The sequence below is a fragment of the [Erwinia] mediterraneensis genome (assembly GCF_900604315.1).
Taxonomy (GTDB): Bacteria; Pseudomonadota; Gammaproteobacteria; order Enterobacterales; family Enterobacteriaceae; genus Pantoea; species Pantoea mediterraneensis_A.
The window spans coordinates 211,629-231,512 of the sequence record NZ_LR026978.1 but is presented as its reverse complement, the minus strand read 5'-3'; the positions used below and the strand labels follow the sequence as shown (position 1 = coordinate 231,512).

The 19,884-nt window shown below is 54.3% G+C and carries 16 protein-coding genes and 2 pseudogenes; 15 read left to right on the top strand and 3 right to left on the bottom strand.

Going from position 1 to position 19,884, the window contains the following annotated elements:
- Positions 1-8: 8 nt before the first annotated feature.
- Positions 9-1,211 carry an acetate kinase gene (gene ackA, locus E0E17_RS00950; protein ID WP_130830869.1) on the bottom strand — a complete coding sequence of 401 codons (1,203 nt, stop codon included), beginning with the start codon at positions 1,209-1,211 and terminating at the stop codon, positions 9-11.
- A 337-nt stretch (positions 1,212-1,548) separates the two neighbouring features.
- Between ackA and yfbV the strand changes: the two genes are divergently transcribed.
- From yfbV to E0E17_RS00935, 3 genes are all read left to right on the top strand, one after another.
- Positions 1,549-2,001 (top strand): terminus macrodomain insulation protein YfbV, encoded by a 453-nt coding sequence (yfbV, locus tag E0E17_RS00945; RefSeq protein WP_130830868.1) that lies wholly within the window; start codon positions 1,549-1,551, stop codon positions 1,999-2,001.
- A 149-nt stretch (positions 2,002-2,150) separates the two neighbouring features.
- A complete protein-coding gene (locus E0E17_RS00940) occupies positions 2,151-2,645 on the top strand; it encodes a YfbU family protein (protein ID WP_130830867.1) in 495 nt (164 codons plus the stop codon).
- Between the two features lie 13 nt (positions 2,646-2,658).
- Entirely contained in the window at positions 2,659-3,318 is a 660-nt protein-coding gene (locus tag E0E17_RS00935; RefSeq protein ID WP_130830866.1) for a sugar phosphatase, read from the top strand.
- 22 nt (positions 3,319-3,340) lie between these two features.
- Here the strand turns inward: E0E17_RS00935 and yfbR are convergent, their stop codons facing one another.
- Positions 3,341-3,940 (bottom strand): 5'-deoxynucleotidase, encoded by a 600-nt coding sequence (gene yfbR, locus E0E17_RS00930; protein ID WP_130830865.1) that lies wholly within the window; start codon positions 3,938-3,940, stop codon positions 3,341-3,343.
- 70 nt (positions 3,941-4,010) lie between these two features.
- Complete coding sequence (locus tag E0E17_RS00925; RefSeq protein ID WP_130835420.1) at positions 4,011-5,228, bottom strand: pyridoxal phosphate-dependent aminotransferase; 1,218 nt, start codon at positions 5,226-5,228, stop codon at positions 4,011-4,013.
- 976 nt (positions 5,229-6,204) lie between these two features.
- On the opposite strand from E0E17_RS00925, the gene lrhA reads away from it, so the two are divergent.
- The 12 genes and pseudogenes from lrhA (at position 6,205) to nuoL (ending at position 19,859) form a co-directional block, all read left to right on the top strand.
- The gene (lrhA, locus tag E0E17_RS00920) at positions 6,205-7,128 is read left to right on the top strand and encodes a transcriptional regulator LrhA (RefSeq protein WP_130830864.1); all 924 of its coding nucleotides are present in this window, start codon (positions 6,205-6,207) and stop codon (positions 7,126-7,128) included.
- Between the two features lie 662 nt (positions 7,129-7,790).
- On the top strand, positions 7,791-8,228 hold the full coding sequence (locus E0E17_RS00915) for an NADH-quinone oxidoreductase subunit A (protein ID WP_130830863.1): 438 nt from the start codon (positions 7,791-7,793) through the stop codon (positions 8,226-8,228).
- Positions 8,229-8,243: 15 nt separating this feature from the next.
- The gene (locus E0E17_RS00910; RefSeq protein WP_130830862.1) at positions 8,244-8,921 is read left to right on the top strand and encodes a NuoB/complex I 20 kDa subunit family protein; all 678 of its coding nucleotides are present in this window, start codon (positions 8,244-8,246) and stop codon (positions 8,919-8,921) included.
- 101 nt (positions 8,922-9,022) lie between these two features.
- Positions 9,023-10,836: pseudogene (gene nuoC, locus E0E17_RS00905) on the top strand (NADH-quinone oxidoreductase subunit C/D).
- Positions 10,811-11,354: pseudogene (nuoE, locus tag E0E17_RS00900) on the top strand (NADH-quinone oxidoreductase subunit NuoE). Before nuoC ends, nuoE begins: the two co-directional pseudogenes overlap by 26 nt.
- A gap of 2 nt (positions 11,355-11,356) precedes the next feature.
- A complete protein-coding gene (nuoF, locus tag E0E17_RS00895; protein WP_207302070.1) occupies positions 11,357-12,697 on the top strand; it encodes an NADH-quinone oxidoreductase subunit NuoF in 1,341 nt (446 codons plus the stop codon).
- A gap of 212 nt (positions 12,698-12,909) precedes the next feature.
- Complete coding sequence (gene nuoG, locus E0E17_RS00890; protein WP_130830858.1) at positions 12,910-15,633, top strand: NADH-quinone oxidoreductase subunit NuoG; 2,724 nt, start codon at positions 12,910-12,912, stop codon at positions 15,631-15,633.
- Positions 15,630-16,607: an NADH-quinone oxidoreductase subunit NuoH gene (nuoH, locus tag E0E17_RS00885; RefSeq protein WP_130830857.1), complete on the top strand. Its 978-nt coding sequence runs from the start codon at positions 15,630-15,632 to the stop codon at positions 16,605-16,607. The genes nuoG and nuoH overlap by 4 nt, the downstream gene beginning before the upstream one ends.
- A gap of 13 nt (positions 16,608-16,620) precedes the next feature.
- On the top strand, positions 16,621-17,163 hold the full coding sequence (nuoI, locus tag E0E17_RS00880; RefSeq protein WP_130830856.1) for an NADH-quinone oxidoreductase subunit NuoI: 543 nt from the start codon (positions 16,621-16,623) through the stop codon (positions 17,161-17,163).
- 10 nt (positions 17,164-17,173) lie between these two features.
- Positions 17,174-17,728 (top strand): NADH-quinone oxidoreductase subunit J, encoded by a 555-nt coding sequence (gene nuoJ, locus E0E17_RS00875; protein ID WP_130830855.1) that lies wholly within the window; start codon positions 17,174-17,176, stop codon positions 17,726-17,728.
- Complete coding sequence (gene nuoK / locus E0E17_RS00870) at positions 17,725-18,027, top strand: NADH-quinone oxidoreductase subunit NuoK (protein ID WP_130830854.1); 303 nt, start codon at positions 17,725-17,727, stop codon at positions 18,025-18,027. Before nuoJ ends, nuoK begins: the two co-directional genes overlap by 4 nt.
- Entirely contained in the window at positions 18,024-19,859 is a 1,836-nt protein-coding gene (gene nuoL / locus E0E17_RS00865) for an NADH-quinone oxidoreductase subunit L (RefSeq protein WP_130830853.1), read from the top strand. Before nuoK ends, nuoL begins: the two co-directional genes overlap by 4 nt.
- Positions 19,860-19,884: the final 25 nt, after the last annotated feature.

Below are 19,884 nucleotides of genomic sequence, written 5' to 3'. Positions count from 1 at the left end.
GGAAAACTTTATGCGGTCAGGCGCGCAGCGTCCTGAGCAATCACTAACTCTTCGTTGGTCGGAATGACCAGCACCGGACGAGAGCCCTCTTTATTAATGTAACCTGCCTGACCGAAACGTGCTGCAAGATTGCGATCATGATCCACGTCCAGGCCGAGCAGCGCCAGCTTTTTCAGTGTCAGTTCACGTACCGTGGCCGCATTTTCACCAATACCGCCGGTGAACACCACTGCATCGAGGCGGCCTTCCATCAGCGCGCTGTAGGAACCGATATATTTCGCCAGTCGGTGACAGAAGACATCCAGTGCGCGGCGTGCGCCCGCGTTGCTGGCGTAATTTTCTTCCGCGTAACGGCAGTCGCTGGTGACTTCCGTCAGGCCCAGCAGACCAGACTCTTTGGTCAGCAGCTTGTTAATGGCATCCACGCTCATGCCCAGCGCGTCGTGCAGGAAAAAAATAATGGCGGGATCGATGTCGCCACTGCGGGTTCCCATCACCAGACCTTCCAGCGGCGTCAGTCCCATTGACGTATCAACGCAGAGGCCGTTACGTATCGCCGTGACCGAGCCGCCGTTGCCCAGATGGCAGGTAATGACGTTCAGTTCTTCAACCGGTTTATCCAGCATTTTTGCCGCTTCGCGGGAAACGTAGTAGTGGCTGGTGCCATGCGCGCCGTAACGACGCACGCCATGCTCCTGATAGAGCTTATAAGGCAGCGCATACAGATAAGACTCTTCCGGCATCGTCTGATGGAATGCTGTGTCAAAAACGGCCACATTCTTGTCAGAAAGATGCGGAAAGTTTTTCATCGCTTCGTCGATGCCGATCAGATGAGCCGGATTATGCAGCGGGGCAAAAGAGGAAGCGTCTTTAATACCCTGAACCACCGCTTCGGTGATGACGACCGACTGGGTAAGCTGCTCGCCGCCATGCACAATGCGATGACCAATTGCAGCGATTTGTGCCGAGAGCTCTGGTTTTTGTGCCAGAATTGTTTTAACAATGAAGTTAAGTGCCTCACTGTGAGCGGCACCGGCACCTAAAGGGGCTTCCTGTTTGCTGGCGTCCAGTTTCCATTTAATACGCGCTTCTGGCAGGTGAAAGCATTCCGCTAAGCCGGACAGATATTCATCCCCATTGGAAGGGTCCAGAATGGCAAATTTCAGCGAGGAGCTGCCGCAATTCAGAACCAGTACTAACTTACTCGACATGGAAGTACCTATTTGTTAAAAGTGGCTGAAAGTGGTGCGATCAGACTATCAGGGTAACTGATGAACGCTGCCAGATTCATGATAAATATCATAGGTTGGCGCAAATCTGATTCGTAATAAAAAATTTCAGTAATTTTACGAAAATTTTTGAATAATCGCTTAGCTAAACATGGCCTGGCCGCTCAACAAGCGTGAAACCAGGGAGTGAATGATAAGCCAAAGGGCGCCAGAATAGCGGTTGCCCGCTTTAAAGACAAAAAATTTTGAAGGATGTCACCAGAAGTTGCATTGCTCTAAAAAGTTTTTTTAATTTCTACAGGTTTAGTTGAGGCCCGCCATGGCAAATAACACAGGCAACGTAAGCTGGTTCAAATTATTCCAGCGTGGACAGCATTATATGAAGACCTGGCCGAACGATAAGCGCCTCGCGCCCGTCTTCCCGGAAAACCGGGTCAGCACCGCCACCCGCTTTGCGATCCGTTTTATGCCGCCGCTGGCGGTCTTTACTCTCACCTGGCAAATTGCGCTGGGCGGACAGCTGGGGCCTGCGGTAGCAACCGCACTCTTCGCCTGCAGCTTGCCGATGCAGGGACTGTGGTGGCTGGGTAAGCGTTCGGTTACGCCTCTGCCGCCCACCTTGCTGCACTGGTTCCACGAGGTACGGGCGAAGCTGGAGCAGGCAGGGCAGGCGATAGCGCCGGTAGAAGGCAAGCCCACCTATCAGTCGCTGGCTGATCTTTTGAAGCGCGCCTTTAAGCAGCTCGACAGAACCTTCCTTGACGATCTCTGAGCCTGCACGGGAGATGCCGTCCGGAAAATTCGACGCATATCCCGGGTCAAATCAAAGAAAAGGGGTATAGCCATACACCCGGCGCTTTCGGTGTGCAATGATTTCTGCATGTTCATTACCTGACGATCGCTACGATACGGGAGAGAAATGTGGAAATGACCCCGGCACAACGCCTGATTCTGTCTAATCAGTACAAAATAATGGCTATGCTGGAGCCGGAGAATGCCGCGCATTACCAGCGTTGCCAGACCATTATTGAACGCGGTTACGGCTTGCAGCTGCGCGAGCTGACCCATGAGTTCAGCGAACTTTCTGAAGAAACCTGCCGTACGCTCAACCAGATCCTGGAGATGTATCATGCGCTGCATGTCTCCTGGTCTAATCTGAAAACGCCTGGCGATCTCACGCTGCGTCATCTGACTTTTCACGGTTTCGATGCGACCAGCGAAGCCGATTATCTGGGCTATGTCCGCTTTATTATCTATCGCGAAGGGCGTTATACCCAGTTTGATTCGGGCACGCACGGCTTTAATGCGCAAACGCCAATGTGGGAAAAGTATCAACGGATGCTGTCAGTGTGGCAAAATTGTCCGCGCCAGTACCATTTGAGCGCGAATGAAATCGCGCAAATTATTAATGTGTAAAAAGGAGTGATGCGTGAAGTGTAACGGCTTTTTGTTTGATCTGGATGGCACGCTGGTCGATTCTTTACCTGTGGTGGAACGCGCATGGAGCAACTGGGGGGAACGTCACGGTATCCCCGCTGATGAGATCCTGAGCTTTATTCACGGTAAACAGGCAATCACTTCACTGCGTCATTTTATGGCCGGGCAGCCGGAAGAGGCGATCCAGGCGGAGTTTCGTCGTCTTGAGCAGGCGGAAGCGGAAGATACCGACGGTATCCGCGCGCTGCCTGGCGCGCAGCAGCTGCTGAACCAGCTGAACGCGCTGCAGATCCCCTGGGCGATTGTGACTTCCGGTTCGGTGCCGGTGGCGCATGCGCGTCACAAAGCGGCAGGTCTGCCAGCGCCAGAGATCTTTATTACCGCCGAACAGGTAGCACGCGGCAAACCTGAGCCGGATGCCTATCTGCTGGGAGCGGAAAAACTGGGTCTGGCGCCTGAGCGCTGTGTGGTGGTGGAGGATGCCGTGGCGGGTATCCATGCGGGTCTGAATGCCGGCTGTCCGGTGATTGCAGTGAATGCGCCGGCCGATGCGCCGCGTCTGGATGAAATCGCGCTCAGTCTCACTACGCTGGAAGCGTTAATCATTGATCAGCAGCCGGACGGCAGCTTTAGATTTCGCCAGCAGGCGTAGCTGTTAACTCCAGGACAGCCGGTTACAGAGGGCTGTCCTGAGAAATTTCATCCAGTGAGAGACTAAAGCTGGGCACAAACACTTCAATAAAGTAGTCCATCTCCGGCGAGCGGCGTTGATCCAGCGTTTTTTCCAGACGCGAGCGCGCCAGCAGAAATTCGTTATTCCCGGCGGAAAGTTCCTCCAGACATTTCAGATAAGCGCACAGGGCATCTGCCTGTTTGACCACCGCCTGCTCGGCTTCGCTGTGCAGATGCTCATCAAGTAACGGCCGATACGCCTCCTGCAATTCGGGTGGCAACATCTCAATCAGCTTGTGCTGCGCGATTTTTTCTATTTTTTTATATTCGTGGGCAATCTGCGCGTTGTAATACTTCACCGGCGTTGGTAAATCGCCGGTCAGCACCTCACTGGCATCGTGATAAAGCGCCAGCATGGCGATGCGATCGGCGTTCAGGTTGCCGCTGAATTTCTTGTTTTTAATGATGGCCAGCGCATGCGCGACCATTGCCACCTGCAAACTATGCTCCGAAACGTTCTCGGTACGCACATTACGCATCAGAGGCCAGCGGTTAATCAGTTTCAGGCGGGAAAGGTGGGCGAAAAAGTGGCTTCGGGTCATGAATATATCCTGTTCGCGAGACGGGGAAGGCTGCGCTTCCCCGAAATGCGATCAGTATACGCGTGGATGATTACTGACGGTAGCCTTGCAGAAAACGGTCAAACTTACCGATGGCCATTTCCAGATCGTCAACGCGCGGCAGCGTAACTATGCGCACATGGTCTGGCCATGGCCAGTTAAAGGCGGAACCTTGCACCAGCAACACCTTCTCCTGCAGCAGAAAATCGAGCACCATTTTCTGGTCGTCATGGAGATTGAATTTCTTCGCATCGATGCGCGGGAACATATACAGCGCCCCCTGCGGTTTCACGCAGCTTACGCCCGGAATATCGTTGATCAATTCCCATGCCCGCTGACGCTGTTGATAAAGACGTCCGCCCGGTACGATAAACTCGCTGATGCTCTGGTAACCGCCCAGGGCGGTCTGAATGGCGTGCTGTGCCGGAACATTAGCGCACAGGCGCATAGAGGCCAGCATTTCCAGCCCTTCAATGTAACCTTTCGCATGTTTTTTCGGCCCGTTCAGTACCATCCAGCCCTGGCGGAAACCGGCAACACGGTAGGTTTTTGATAAGCCGTTAAAGGTGACCGTCAGCAGATCCGGCGCCAGCGCGGCGATGGAGTGATGCTGGGCATCGTCATACAGGATTTTGTCGTAAATCTCATCCGCAAAAATGATCAGATTATGCTGACGGGCAATTTCAACAATCTCCAGCAGCAGCGCTTTGCTGTAGACCGCACCGGTAGGGTTGTTGGGGTTGATGATCACAATGCCGCGGGTGCGGGGGGTGATCTTACTGCGGATATCATCCAGGTCGGGAAACCAGTCGGACTGCTCATCGCAGAGGTAATGGACCGCTTTACCGCTGGAGAGCGAGACGGCGGCGGTCCAGAGCGGATAGTCGGGAGCGGGTACCAGCATCTCGTCGCCACTGTTCAGCAATGCCTGCATCGCCTGCACAATTAGCTCAGAAACGCCGTTACCGATATAAATATCTTCCACCGTGACATCGCGCATATCGCGCGCCTGGTAGTGCTGCATAATCGCCTTACGTGCGCTATACAGTCCTTTGGAATCACAGTAGCCCTGAGCGCCTGGCAAGTTGCGAATGACATCCACCAGGATTTCATCCGGTGCTTCAAAACCAAAAGGTGCCGGGTTGCCGATATTGAGTTTTAAAACTTTATTGCCTTCTTCTTCAAGGCGCTTCGCCTCTTTTAATACCGGACCACGAATGTCATAACAGACGTTATCCAGCTTACCGGATTTATCAATTTGAAAAGTCATCATACCGCCTTAATGGGCAGAATCCCTGTCGCTGCCGCAGAAAACAAAAACCTGCACAATGTACTCTCCTGTGGGTGACAAATGAAGGGCAGCAGCAGGTTTTGGCGCATTTACGAAGGTTTACTGTAGCTGTCAGTTTAAAAGGTAAATAACGGTAATTTTTCTGGTGAATTTATCTAACTCTAAATAATTTTACGCTATTTCATGCAGACAAGCGGCTGCAGAGAGTGTAAAGCGAGCTGTCCACTGCGTTACACGTCGAATGAGAAATTTTTAATGTGACGCAGGCTGAAAGATAAGATACGCAACAAATGAAATAGTTAAAAAATATTTTATATAAGGGCATAATGTCACCATGGACAGGTCAGAAAGGCGAGACGCAACAAATGGTACACATACGTGACTGTTAGCAGCGTATTTGAGAATGGTCCTGGAGATCAAAAAAGAAAGGACCAGTGAAACCCTGTGAAATCGTTTCCTGGCAGTACCACTGAGGATCGCTGCTGAGTTTAAGAACCAGGAGGGCTTAAAAAATAGGCGACAATGTGGCAGGATAGATAAATAACTCTGTTTGGTCAAAAATCGCGATGGTTAGAAGAAAACCATTTCCATTTTGTACCTAAAAATGATTAAGTATAATTTATTAGTCGAGGCGGCCTTGCGCCAGCTATCGACACGTTTGCGGGGAAGTTTGCCCACTTTGTTCCGGCTATTTTTTCTGACGGGACCTGAGACAACAACACAGCTTTCTGCATCAGTGTGCTTTAGCCTCCTGTCCGGAAGTTGTATCCGTTTATAGTGCTGTCGGTTTTGTCTGCTGCCAGACAAGCGCGTACAACGCCGTCCGCCAAAGTATTTACCGTATCATGCTTCACTCAGGGCTGATTTCGGGCACCATTACCGCTTATCACATTGATAAGCAGAGTAATAACACCAGGGTAGTAGTTTGTAAAAATCTTATAAGTGAAGAAAAAACATGACTAATGCAAATCGTCCGATAATGAATCTCGACCTCGATCTGCTGAGAACCTTCGTTGCTGTTGCGGATTTGAATACATTTGCCGCGGCGGCTGCAGCAGTTTGCAGAACGCAATCGGCAGTAAGTCAGCAGATGCAACGTCTGGAACAATTAGTGGGTAAAGAGCTATTTGCCAGACATGGACGTAATAAACTATTAACGGAGCACGGGATCCAGCTTCTCGGCTACGCCAGAAAAATCCTGCGCTTCAATGACGAAGCCTGTACCTCTCTGATGTACAGCAATATTCAGGGCGTGCTCACCATTGGCGCTTCTGATGATACCTCTGATACCATTCTGCCGTTCCTGCTGAACCGGGTAACATCGGTTTATCCTAAACTGGCTATTGATGTTCGGGTGAAGCGTAACCCCTTTATGATGGAGATGCTGAATCAGGGCGAAGTCGACCTGGTGGTCACCACCTCCAGTCCCGGCAACTTTACCTGTCAGGTGCTGCGCACATCGCCCACCTTGTGGTACTGCGCAGCGGATTACATTTTCCAGCGTGGAGAAGCGATCCCATTGGTACTGCTGGATGAGCCCAGCCCGTACCGCGATATGGCCATTGACCATCTGAACGAGGCGGGTATCCCGTGGCGCATCTCCTATGTGGCATCCACCCTGGCGGCGGTGCGTGCGGCAGTTAAAGCCGGTCTTGGCGTTACGGCGCGCCCGGTCGAGATGATGAGCCCGGAGCTGCGCGTGATGGGTGCCGCAGAAGGCTTACCGGTGCTGCCCGATACTCAGTATCTGCTGTGTCGTAATCCGGACAGTGATAACGAGCTGGCGCTGGCGATTTTCAACGCCATGCAGTCTTCGAATGACCCTTATAATCTGAGTGCGAACCCGGACAGCCCCCTGTTACTGGATGACGAAGAGTAATCACTTTTAAGCGGTTCTCATTCTCATCTGTACTGAGATCAGCTGCATTAAATTGTATAAAATAAGCCTTTTACCTGTGAATGCAGGTAAGAGGCTTTTTTTCAGATTCATTCTGCCTGAAATTCCTCTTATTTCCCGTTTTCAACCTCTTGTCATCATAATACCCCTTTCTTCCGTCGCCAGAAGTACAGGGAAGCGCCTGGCTGCATCGTTATTGTCTGTTTTTTATACTTGCCTGCGGCTGTTAATGCTGTTTTTTTTGGCAAAAAGGGCAAAAGTGTGTTCTGGATCAAAAAAATAACCCTGGCAGGGGGAAGGAAATCGGATTAATACCTGCCAAAATATGGTTGTTAAGCGAGCGATTGCGCTGGCTGAATTGCCGATACACTTAACTTATCCGGTTTGACTGAAGCGATTTAGCTGAAACTCGCTACGCTGGATGTTAATAAAATGATACTGTTGTAAAATAATGTTTGGATACTTTTGTCAAAGTTGACAAAAGGTTATTGAAAGGAGTAAAAAACCCCATAAAATTGCTGTTTAATGGCTAAAGACAGTATTGTTTATAAGGTTTTTCTCCTTCCCTTGAAACGTTGTGGTGCGTTTGCTGCCAGTGACACGAGCAGGATGCCATCGCCACTTTTGATGAGTAAGCAAAGAGTATGTCAACAACCACCGAAGTTATCGCTCATCACTGGGCGTTTGTTGTTTTTATTGTTATCTCGTTTGGTCTTTGCGCCTTTATGTTGGCCGGTGGCTGGCTTTTGGGCGGAAGAGCACGCGCAAGGCATAAAAATACGCCTTTTGAGTCGGGGATTGATCCTGTCGGCTCGACGCATATGCGCCTCTCAGCGAAATTTTATCTGGTTGCGATGTTCTTCGTAATTTTCGACGTCGAAGCCCTCTTTTTATACGCATGGTCGACCTCCATCCGCGAAAGCGGCTGGGTCGGCTTTGTCGAAGCCGCAATTTTCATTTTGGTGCTGCTGGCTGGTTTGGTTTATCTGGCGCGTATTGGTGCGCTGGATTGGGCTCCTGCGCGTCGTCGTGTAGTAGTCAAAACCGACACGGTCAGTCACATCAATCCTCATAAGCAGTAACAGCGAGGCATTAAGATGGACTATACGCTCACCCGCATAGACCCGAACGGTGGTGAGAACGACCGTTATCCCCTGCAAAAGCAGGAGATTGTCAGCGATCCCCTTGAGCAGCATGTTCATCGCAGCGTCTATATGGGCAAACTCGAGAATGCCCTGCATGACATGGTGAACTGGGGACGCAAAAATTCTCTCTGGCCGTATAACTTCGGCCTTTCCTGTTGTTATGTGGAGATGACTACCTCGTTTACTGCGGTACACGATGTGGCCCGTTTCGGTGCCGAGGTATTACGTGCTTCTCCCCGCCAGGCTGACTTTATGGTGATTGCCGGTACGCCCTTTACCAAAATGGCGCCGGTTATTCAGCGTTTGTATGACCAGATGCTGGAACCGAAATGGGTAATCTCCATGGGCGCCTGCGCCAACTCCGGCGGTATGTACGACATCTACTCCGTGGTGCAGGGCGTGGATAAATTCCTGCCGGTTGACGTCTATATTCCGGGTTGCCCGCCACGTCCGGAAGCCTATATGCAGGCGTTGCTGCTGTTACAGGAATCGATTGGCAAAGAGCGTCGCCCGCTCTCCTGGGTGGTTGGCGATCAGGGCGTCTATCGCGCCAATATGCAGTCAGAGCGCGAAAGGAAACGCGGAGAGCGCATCGCCGTGACTAACCTGCGCACGCCGGACGAAATTTAAGTAACCGTTTATGGATGGATTCAGACCCGCAGCACAACATCACAATTTAATGCGCGGCCCCATCCTGACGCCTTCTAGTGAGCGCCTGATTTCAGGCCGGAATGGTGAATAACGTATGACAGATTTAACCACGCAAGATCTCGCTCAGCCAGCATGGCAAACCCGGGATCACCTGGATGACCCGGTGATTGGCGAGCTGCGTAACCGTTTTGGGCCGGATGCCTTTACCGTTCAGGCAACCCGTACCGGCATGCCGGTTGTATGGGTAAAGCGTGAACAATTACTGGAAGTGGGTAGCTTTCTGCGTAAGCTGCCGAAACCCTATGTGATGCTCTATGACCTGCACGGTATGGATGAGCGTCTGCGTACGCACCGCGACGGTTTACCCGCCGCGGATTTTTCCGTGTTCTATCATCTGCTGTCGATTGAGCGTAACCGCGACATCATGCTGAAGGTTGCGCTGTCGGAAAACGATCTGCACCTGCCGACTTTCACCAAAATCTGGCCGAACGCCAACTGGTATGAGCGTGAAACCTGGGAGATGTTTGGCATCACCTTTGACGGACATCCCCATCTGACACGCATCATGATGCCGCCTACCTGGGAAGGGCATCCGCTGCGTAAAGATTACCCGGCCCGCGCTACCGAATTCGATCCCTATACGCTGACGCAGCAGAAAGAAGATCTGGAAATGGAAGCGCTGACCTTTAAGCCGGAAGATTGGGGCATGAAGCGCGGTACCGAGAACGAGGACTTTATGTTCCTTAACCTCGGCCCGAACCACCCGTCGGCGCACGGTGCTTTCCGTATTATTCTGCAGCTGGACGGTGAAGAGATTGTCGACTGCGTGCCAGACATCGGTTACCACCATCGCGGCGCAGAAAAGATGGGCGAGCGCCAGTCATGGCACAGCTACATTCCTTACACTGACCGCGTGGAATACCTCGGCGGCTGCGTTAACGAAATGCCGTATGTGCTGGCGGTAGAAAAGCTGGCGGGCATTGTGGTGCCGGATCGCGTTAATATCATTCGCGTAATGCTCTCCGAGCTGTTCCGCATTAACAGCCACCTGCTCTATATCTCCACCTTTATTCAGGACGTGGGCGCGATGTCGCCGGTGTTCTTTGCCTTTACCGATCGTCAGAAGATTTACGATCTGGTGGAAGCGATTACCGGTTTTCGTATGCACCCGGCATGGTTCCGCATTGGCGGCGTGGCGCACGATCTGCCGAAAGGCTGGGAACGACTGCTGCGTGAGTTCCTCGACTGGATGCCGAAGCGCCTGAAAGAGTATGACACAGTGGCGCTGCGTAACAGCGTGCTGAAGGGACGTTCGCAAGGGGTTGCTGCCTACAATCTGGAAGAGGCGCTGGCCTGGGGCTCGACCGGTGCGGGCCTGCGTGCGACCGGCATCGACTTCGACGTGCGTAAATGGCGTCCCTATTCAGGCTATGAAAACTTCGATTTCGAGATCCCGGTGGGCAACGGCATCAGCGATGCCTACAGCCGCGTGCAGCTGAAAATGGAAGAGATGTGGCAGTCGCTGCGCATTCTGGAGCAGTGCTACAAAAATATGCCGGAAGGGCCGTTTAAAGCGGATCACCCACTGACCACGCCGCCGCCGAAAGAGCGTACGCTGCAGCACATCGAAACGCTGATCACGCACTTCCTGCAGGTCTCCTGGGGACCGGTAATGCCGGCCAACGAATCGTTGCAGATGATCGAAGCGACGAAAGGGATCAACAGCTACTACCTCACCAGTGACGGCAGCACCATGAGCTACCGCACCCGTATCCGTACGCCGAGTTTCCCGCATCTGCAGCAGATCCCCTCGGTCATTCGCGGCAGCCTGGTATCCGACCTGATCGTTTACCTGGGTAGTATCGATTTTGTTATGTCAGACGTGGACCGCTAATTATGCACGATCAAAAAATTGCTATTCAAACGATCGACCCCAACGAGGTCTTCGTGCTGAGCGCGGAAGAGCGTAACGCTATTGAGCACGAAAAACATCACTATGAAGATGCGCGCGCAGCCTCGATCGAGGCGTTAAAGATCGTGCAGAAACAGCGTGGCTGGGTGCCTGATGGTGCCATTCAGGCTATTGCCGACGTGTTAGCGATTCCCGCCAGTGATGTGGAAGGGGTGGCGACTTTTTACAGTCAGATTTTCCGTCAGCCCGTGGGCCGTCATGTAATTCGTTACTGCGACAGCGTGGTATGTCATATCACCGGTTATCAGGGTATTCAGGCGGCGCTGGAGCAGAGTCTGAACATCAAGCCAGGGCAAACCACGGCGGACGGACGTTTTACCCTGCTGCCGACCTGCTGCCTGGGTAACTGTGATAAAGGGCCAACCATGATGGTGGATGAAGATACCCATGTGCATCTGACGCCAGAATCGATTCCCAGCTTACTGGAGCAGTATCAATGACAATCAAAGAGATCATTCGTACTGCGGAAACTCATCCGCTGACCTGGCGTCTGCGCGACGACAAACAACCGGTCTGGTTTGATGAGTATCGCAGTAAAAACGGCTATGCCGGCGCAGAGAAAGCGCTGAAAGGCATGGCGCCTGACGAGATCGTGGCGCTGGTAAAAGACTCTGGTCTGAAAGGGCGCGGCGGCGCAGGTTTCTCCACCGGATTGAAGTGGAGCCTGATGCCGAAAGATGAGTCGATGAATATCCGTTACCTGCTGTGTAACGCAGATGAAATGGAGCCAGGCACCTATAAAGACCGCCTGCTGATGGAGCAGATGCCACATCAGCTGGTGGAAGGCATGCTGATCAGCGCTTTTGCTCTGAAAGCCTACCGCGGCTATATCTTCCTGCGTGGTGAATATGTTGAGGCTGCGGTGCATCTGCGTCGCGCCATTGCTGAAGCCACAGAAGCGGGCTTCCTCGGCAAAAACATTCTCGGCACCGGCTTCGACTTTGAACTGTTTGTGCATACCGGCGCAGGCCGCTATATCTGCGGTGAAGAGACGGCGCTGATTAACTCGCTGGAAGGACGGCGCGCTAATCCGCGTTCCAAGCCGCCATTCCCGGCATCAGCGGGTGTCTGGGGCAAACCGACCTGCGTAAATAACGTAGAAACCTTATCGAACGTACCGGCTATCCTGGCAAACGGGGTGGAGTGGTACAAAGGATTGTCAAAAAGCGACGATGCCGGCACCAAAATGATGGGCTTTTCTGGTCGCGTGAAGAATCCCGGCGTCTGGGAGCTGCCTTTCGGCATTACCGCCCGTGAAATTCTGGAAGATTATGCCGGTGGCATGCGCGACGGCTTACGCTTCAAAGCCTGGCAGCCAGGCGGGGCAGGCACCGATTTCCTGACCGAACAGCACCTTGATCTGCCGATGGAGTTTGCCAGCATCGGTAAAGCGGGCAGCCGTCTTGGTACGGCGCTGGCGATGGCCGTTGACCATGAGATCAATATGGTGTCGCTGGTGCGTAACCTGGAAGAGTTTTTTGCCCGTGAGTCCTGCGGCTGGTGTACGCCTTGCCGTGACGGGCTGCCGTGGAGCGTGAAAATTTTACGTGCGCTGGAGCAAGGCAAAGGCCAGCCGGGCGATATCGAGACGCTGCAGCAGCTCTGCCGCCAGCTGGGCCCGGGTAAAACCTTTTGTGCCCACGCGCCCGGTGCGGTTGAGCCGTTGCAAAGCGCGATTAAGTATTTCCGTGAAGAATTTGAAGCTGGCATTGCGCCGCAGGTGTTTGGCAATACCCATGCAATTGGCGGTATTCAGCCCAACCTGCTGAAGGCGCGCTGGTAAAACAGCCAAAACGGAAACAGCTACGCGCCGCCTGTCCATCTTCAGGCAGAGAAGACAGCCAGGAGCGCTGTCTCCTGAATGATGAAGGGCTCTTGCCCTAAAGATTTCGGATTGCGGCAGGGCGGCCAACACCGCTGCAGCCTGAAAGCTGAAGGGCAACCGAATTATGTTTAACGCTCGTTAGTTACGAGCCTTACGGAAGCATGTTCACTATGGCTACAATCCATGTAGACGGTAAAGAATATGAAGTAGACGGGGCGGACAACCTGCTACAGGCGTGTCTCTCCCTCGGCCTTGATATTCCTTATTTTTGCTGGCATCCGGCGCTGGGAAGCGTAGGGGCCTGCCGCCAGTGCGCGGTAAAGCAATATCAGAATGCCGAAGATACCCGCGGACGTCTCGTCATGTCCTGCATGACGCCCGCCTCTGACGGTACCTTCATCTCCATTGATGATGGCGAAGCGAAAGAGTTTCGTGAGAGCGTGGTGGAGTGGCTGATGACTAACCACCCACACGACTGCCCGGTTTGTGAAGAGGGTGGCAACTGTCATTTGCAGGATATGACAGTGATGACTGGCCACAGCTTCCGTCGCTACCGTTTCACCAAGCGTACGCACCGCAATCAGGATCTGGGTCCGTTCATCTCTCATGAAATGAACCGCTGTATCGCCTGTTACCGTTGCGTGCGTTACTACAAAGATTATGCCGACGGCACCGATCTGGGCGTCTATGGCGCGCATGACAACGTCTACTTTGGGCGTCCGGAAGAGGGTACGCTGGAAAGCGAATTCTCCGGTAACCTGGTGGAGATTTGTCCGACCGGTGTCTTTACCGACAAAACCCACTCCGAACGCTATAACCGTAAATGGGATATGCAGTTTGCCCCCAGCATCTGCCAGCAGTGCAGTGTCGGCTGTAATACCAGCCCGGGCGAGCGCTATGGCGAACTGCGCCGTATTGAAAATCGTTACAACGGTACGGTTAACCACTATTTCCTCTGCGACCGTGGCCGCTTCGGTTACGGTTACGTCAATCGCAAAGATCGTCCGCGTCAGCCGATGCAGCGCCGTGGCGACGACTGGGTAACGCTGAATGCGGATCAGGCGATCAGCGTGGCGGCAGATGTGCTGCGCCAGGCGAAAAAAGTGATCGGTATCGGTTCACCGCGCGCCAGCGTGGAAAGCAACTTTGCGCTGCGCGAGCTGGTTGGGGCGGAGAATTTCTCTACCGGCATGCCGGCAGGCGAGCAGGCACGTCTTGAGCTGATGCTGAAAGTGCTGCGTGAAGGCGGCATCTATACCCCTTCTCTGCGTGAAATGGAAAGCTATGATGCCGTGCTGGTGTTGGGTGAAGACCTGACGCAGGTCGGCGCTCGCGTGGCGCTCTCGGTGCGTCAGGCGGTGAAAGGCAAGGCGCGTGAAATGGCCGCTGCGCAAAAAGTGGCTGACTGGCAGATCGCGGCGATCCTGAATATCGGTCAGCATGCGAAACATCCGCTGTTTGTTACCAACGTCGATGAAACCCGTCTGGATGATATCGCCGCCTGGAGCTACCGTGCGCCGGTAGAAGATCAGGCGCGTCTCGGCTTTGCCATCGCGCATGCGCTGGATGAGAGCGCACCGGCCGTTACGGATCTGGATCGTACGCTGGAAAGCAAACTGGACGTGGTGGTGCAGGCCCTCGCGGGCGCGAAAAAACCGCTGATTATCTCCGGCACCCACTCGGGCAGCGAGGCGATGATTGAAGCGGCAGCTAACGTTGCCAGAGCCTTAAAAGTGCGCGGCGCGGATGTCGGCATTACGCTGCTCGCTTCCCACGCCAACAGCGTCGGGCTGGGGCTGATCGGGGGTAACACGCTGGACGATGCGCTTGCGCAGCTGCAGCGTGGCGATGCCGATGCGCTGGTGGTGCTGGAGAACGATCTCTATCGTTATGCGCCGAAAGCGCAGGTCGATGCGGCGCTGGCCAATACCGCCAGCGTGATTGTGCTCGATCATCAACGTACCGCGACGCTGGAAAAAGCGGGGCTGATCCTTTCGACCGCCAGCTTTGCGGAAAGCGACGGCACCTCTGTTAACCATGAAGGGCGCGCACAGCGTTACTTCCAGGTTTATGACCCGGCCTACTACGACAACAATATTGTGATGCTGGAGAGCTGGCGCTGGTTGCACTCTTTGCATACCACGGTTGAAAGCCGTCGCACAGACTGGACGCAGCTCGATCACGTGATCGATGCGGTAGTCACTGCGCTGCCTCAGCTGTATGGCATCAAAGAGGCGGCGCCGGATGCCAGCTTCCGGATTAAAGGTCAGAAACTGGCGCGTTCACCGCATCGTTCCAGTGGCCGTACCGCCGCACGCGCCAATATTAACGTGCACGAACCGCGTCAGCCGGTGGATCAGGACACCATGTTCACCTTCTCTATGGAAGGTTATAACCAGCCGACGGAAGTCCGCTCACAGATTCCGTTTGCCTGGGCGCCAGGCTGGAACTCACCTCAGGCGTGGAACAAGTTCCAGGATGAAGTTGGCGGTAAGTTGCGTCATGGCGATCCGGGTGTGCGTCTGTTTGAGGCCGGCAATAGTCAGCTCGCCTGGTTTGACCGCGTTCCTGCGCGCTTTACCCGCAGCGAAGGCTGGCGTGTTGCGCCTTACTATCAGCTGTTCGGCAGTGAAGAGATGTCACAACGTTCACCGGTCTTTCAGCAGCGTATGCCGCAGGCCGCGCTGGTGATCAACCCGGACGATGCGGCGCGCCTCGGCGTGAATAACGGCGCGGCCGTAGAGTTTATCTGTTCAGGTGAAACGCTGCGTCTGCCAGTGCGCTTCTCCAGCGCGCTGCAGGCAGGGCAGGTGGGTCTGCCGCTCGGTATGCCGGGTGTGCCGCCTTATTTGTCAGGTGCCCACATTGAAAAACTGCAGGAGACGGCGCAATGAGCTGGCTGACATCGGACGTTATCGACATTTTGCTGGGTATCCTGAAGGCCATCGTCATCCTGTTAGTGGTGGTGGCCTGTGGTGCCTTCATGAGTTTCGCCGAGCGTCGTCTGCTCGGCCTGTTCCAGAACCGCTACGGGCCAAACCGTGTCGGCTGGGGCGGTTCGCTGCAGTTAGTGGCGGACATGATCAAAATGTTCTTTAAAGAGGACTGGGTGCCTCCTTTCACCGACCGTGCGATTTTTACCCTGGCGCCGGTTATCGCCTTTGTTTCCCTGCTGTTGGCGTTTGCCATCGTGCCGGTTTCGCCCACCTGGATGGTCACTGACCTGAATATCGGTCTGCTGTTTTTCCTGATGATGGCGGGTCTGGCGGTGTATGCGGTGCTGTTCGCTGGCTGGTCGAGTAATAACAAATATTCGCTGCTGGGGGCGATGCGTGCTTCGGCCCAGACGCTGAGTTATGAAGTGTTCCTCGGCCTGTCGCTGATGGGTGTGGTGGCGCAAGCGGGCTCGTTCAATATGAACGATATCGTTAACAGCCAGACGGAGTTGTGGAACATCATTCCTCAGTTTTTCGGCTTCCTCACCTTCTGTATTGCCGGCGTTGCGGTGTGTCACCGTCACCCCTTCGATCAGCCGGAAGCGGAGCAGGAGCTGGCAGATGGTTATCACATCGAATATGCCGGGATGAAGTTTGGTCTGTTCTTTGTCGGCGAATATGTGGCGATCACCACGGTGTCTGCGCTGATTGTCACCCTGTTTTTTGGTGGCTGGCATGGGCCGTGGTTGCCGCCTTTCATCTGGTTCGCCCTGAAAACGGCGTTCTTTATGATGATGTTCATCCTGATTCGTGCTGCGCTGCCGCGTCCGCGCTATGACCAGGTGATGTCGTTCGGCTGGAAAGTTTGTCTGCCGTTGACGCTGTTGAACCTGCTGGCAACTGCCGCAGTGATTCTGTACAACGCGCAGTAAGGGGTTTAACGAGATGACATTAAAAGAGATTGTCGTTGGTTTCGGTACCACCGTTCGCAGTATCTGGATGATAGGCATGCACGCCTTCGCCAAACGCGAAACGCAAATGTATCCGGAAGAGCCGGTTTATCTGCCACCGCGCTGGCGCGGCCGTATTGTGCTGACGCGCGATCCGGACGGTCAGGAGCGCTGTGTGGCCTGTAACCTGTGTGCGGTTGCCTGCCCGGTAAGCTGTATCTCGCTGCAAAAAGCGGAAACCAAAGATGGCCGCTGGTATCCGGAGTTTTTCCGTATCAACTTCTCACGCTGCATCTTCTGCGGCATGTGCGAAGAAGCCTGTCCGACTACCGCTATTCAGCTGACGCCCGATTTTGAGCTGGGTGAGTTTAAACGTCAGGATCTGGTGTACGAGAAAGAAGATCTGTTGATCTCCGGTCCGGGTAAATATCCGGAATATAACTTCTACCGCATGGCAGGATTGGCGATCGAAGGGAAAGACAAAGGCGACGCAGAAAACGAAGCCAAGCCCATCGACGTCAAAGGCTTGTTACCTTAAGGAGCCAGGCATGGAATTTGCGTTTTATCTTTGCGGCGTGGTTGCGGTACTGACAACTTTGCGTGTCATTACCCACAGCAACCCGGTACACGCGTTGCTGTACCTGATTGTCTCGCTGCTGTCGATTGCCGGGGTGTTCTTCGCGCTCGGCGCCTATTTTGCCGGGGCCCTGGAGATCATCGTTTACGCCGGCGCCATTATGGTGCTGTTCGTGTTCGTGGTGATGATGCTTAACCTGGGGAAATCCGCCGAAGAGCAGGAGCGGCAGTGGCTGCAGCCTTCTCTCTGGATTGGTCCGGGCATCGTCTCTCTGCTGCTGCTGGTTGTGCTGATCTACGCGATCATGACCGCGACCGATCAGGGCATTGACGGCACGGTAATCGATGCGAAAGCGGTGGGTATCAGCCTGTTTGGCCCTTATGTGCTGGCTGTTGAGCTGGCATCCATGCTGCTGCTGGCAGGCCTGGTGGTCGCGTTCCATATCGGGCGTGAAGAGCGTCGTGGCGAAGTGCTGAGCAACCGCGTCTCTGATGCGGCACAAGCGAATAAGAAGGAGCTCCCATGATCCCTTTACAACATGGCTTGATTCTGGCCGCCGTGCTGTTTGTTCTTGGACTCACCTCGCTGGTGCTGCGCCGTAACCTGCTGTTTATGCTGATTGGTCTGGAGATCATGATCAATGCGGCAGCGCTGGCGCTGGTGGTGGCGGGCAGTTACTGGGGCCAGGCGGACGGGCAGGTGATGTATATCCTGGCGATCAGCCTGGCGGCGGCAGAAGCGAGTATCGGTCTGGCGCTGCTGCTCCAGCTCCATCGTCGTCGTCAGACGCTGAATATTGACACAGTGAGCGAGATGCGCGGATGAATCTTATCTGGTTAACTATTTTATTTCCGCTGATCGGCTATGTGCTGTTGGCGTTTTCCCGGGGTCGCTGGTCGGAGAACCTGTCGGCTACGGTAGGCGTTGGCTCGGTAGGGCTGGCGGCACTGGTCACGATTTGGGTCGGCATCGATTTCTTTAATCAGGACCAGCCGGTCTTTAACCAGGCGCTCTGGACCTGGATGCAGGTAGGTGACTTTGATATCAAGGTGAACCTGACGCTGGATGGCCTGTCGCTGACCATGCTTTCCGTGGTGACCGGCGTGGGCTTTTTCATCCACATGTTCGCCTCCTGGTATATGCGTGGCGAAGAGGGCTATTCACGCTTCTTTGCTTACACCAACCTGTTTATCGCCAGCATGGTTATTCTTGTGCTGGCCGATAACCTGATGCTGATGTATCTCGGCTGGGAAGGGGTAGGTCTCTGCTCTTATCTGTTGATCGGTTTCTACTACACCAATCCGGATAACGGCAAGGCAGCGATGAAGGCCTTTATCATTACCCGTGTCGGTGACGTCTTCCTGGCGTTCGCGCTGTTCATTCTCTACAACGAGCTGGGCACGCTGAACTTCCGCGAAATGATGGAGCTGGCGCCGGCACACTTTGCTGCTGACAACCATATGTTGCAGTGGGCGACGCTGATGCTGTTGGGTGGTGCGGTAGGTAAATCGGCACAGCTGCCGCTGCAAACCTGGCTGGCGGATGCGATGGCCGGTCCGACCCCGGTATCTGCGCTGATCCACGCGGCGACCATGGTGACCGCGGGCGTGTACCTGATTGCCCGTACGCATGGTCTCTTCCTGCTGACCCCGGATGTGCTGCATCTGGTGGGCATTGTGGGTGCGGTAACCCTGGTACTGGCCGGTTTCGCGGCGCTGGTACAGACCGATATCAAACGTGTACTGGCCTACTCGACCATGAGTCAGATCGGCTACATGTTCCTGGCGTTGGGCGTGCAGGCGTGGGATGCGGCGATCTTCCATCTGATGACGCATGCGTTCTTTAAAGCCCTGCTGTTCCTCTCGTCGGGCTCGGTGATTCTGGCCTGCCACCATGAGCAGAACATCTTTAAAATGGGTGGACTACGCAAAAGCATCCCACTGGTTTACGTCTGCTTCCTGGTAGGCGGCGCGGCGCTGGCAGCATTACCGCTGGTGACGGCGGGCTTCTACAGTAAGGACGAAATCCTGTTTGGTGCGCTGGCTAACGGCCACATCAATCTGATGGTAGCGGGTCTGGCAGGCGCGTTCCTGACATCCATCTATACCTTCCGCATGATCTTTATCGTGTTCCATGGCAAGGAGCAGATCCATGCCCATGCGGGTAAAGGCATTACCCATCATCTGCCGCTGATTGTGCTGCTGGTGCTGTCGACCTTTATCGGTGCCCTGATTACGCCGCCGCTGGCGGGCGTGCTGCCGGAAAACCATTTTGGTGAAGACGGCAAGATGGCGCTGGAAATCACTTCAGGTCTTGTGGCGATTATCGGCATTCTGATTGCTGCAGCGCTCTGGCTGGGCAAACGCCAGCTGGTGAGCAGCATCGCCAACAGTGCGCCGGGACGTTTCCTCGGCACCTGGTGGTTCGCTGCCTGGGGCTTCGACTGGCTCTACGACAAGGTGTTCGTCAAACCTTATCGCGGTATCGCCTGGCTGCTGCAGCGCGATCCGTTGAATGCAATGATGAACCTGCCTGCGCTGATTTCACGTATCGCCAATAAGGGTCTGGTGGTGAGTGAAAACGGCTATCTGCGCTGGTACGTCGCCTCAATGGGCGTAGGTGCTGTCGTGGTGCTGGCACTGTTGCTGGTGGTTTAAGGTTGATGAGCGGGGTAGTCAGTTG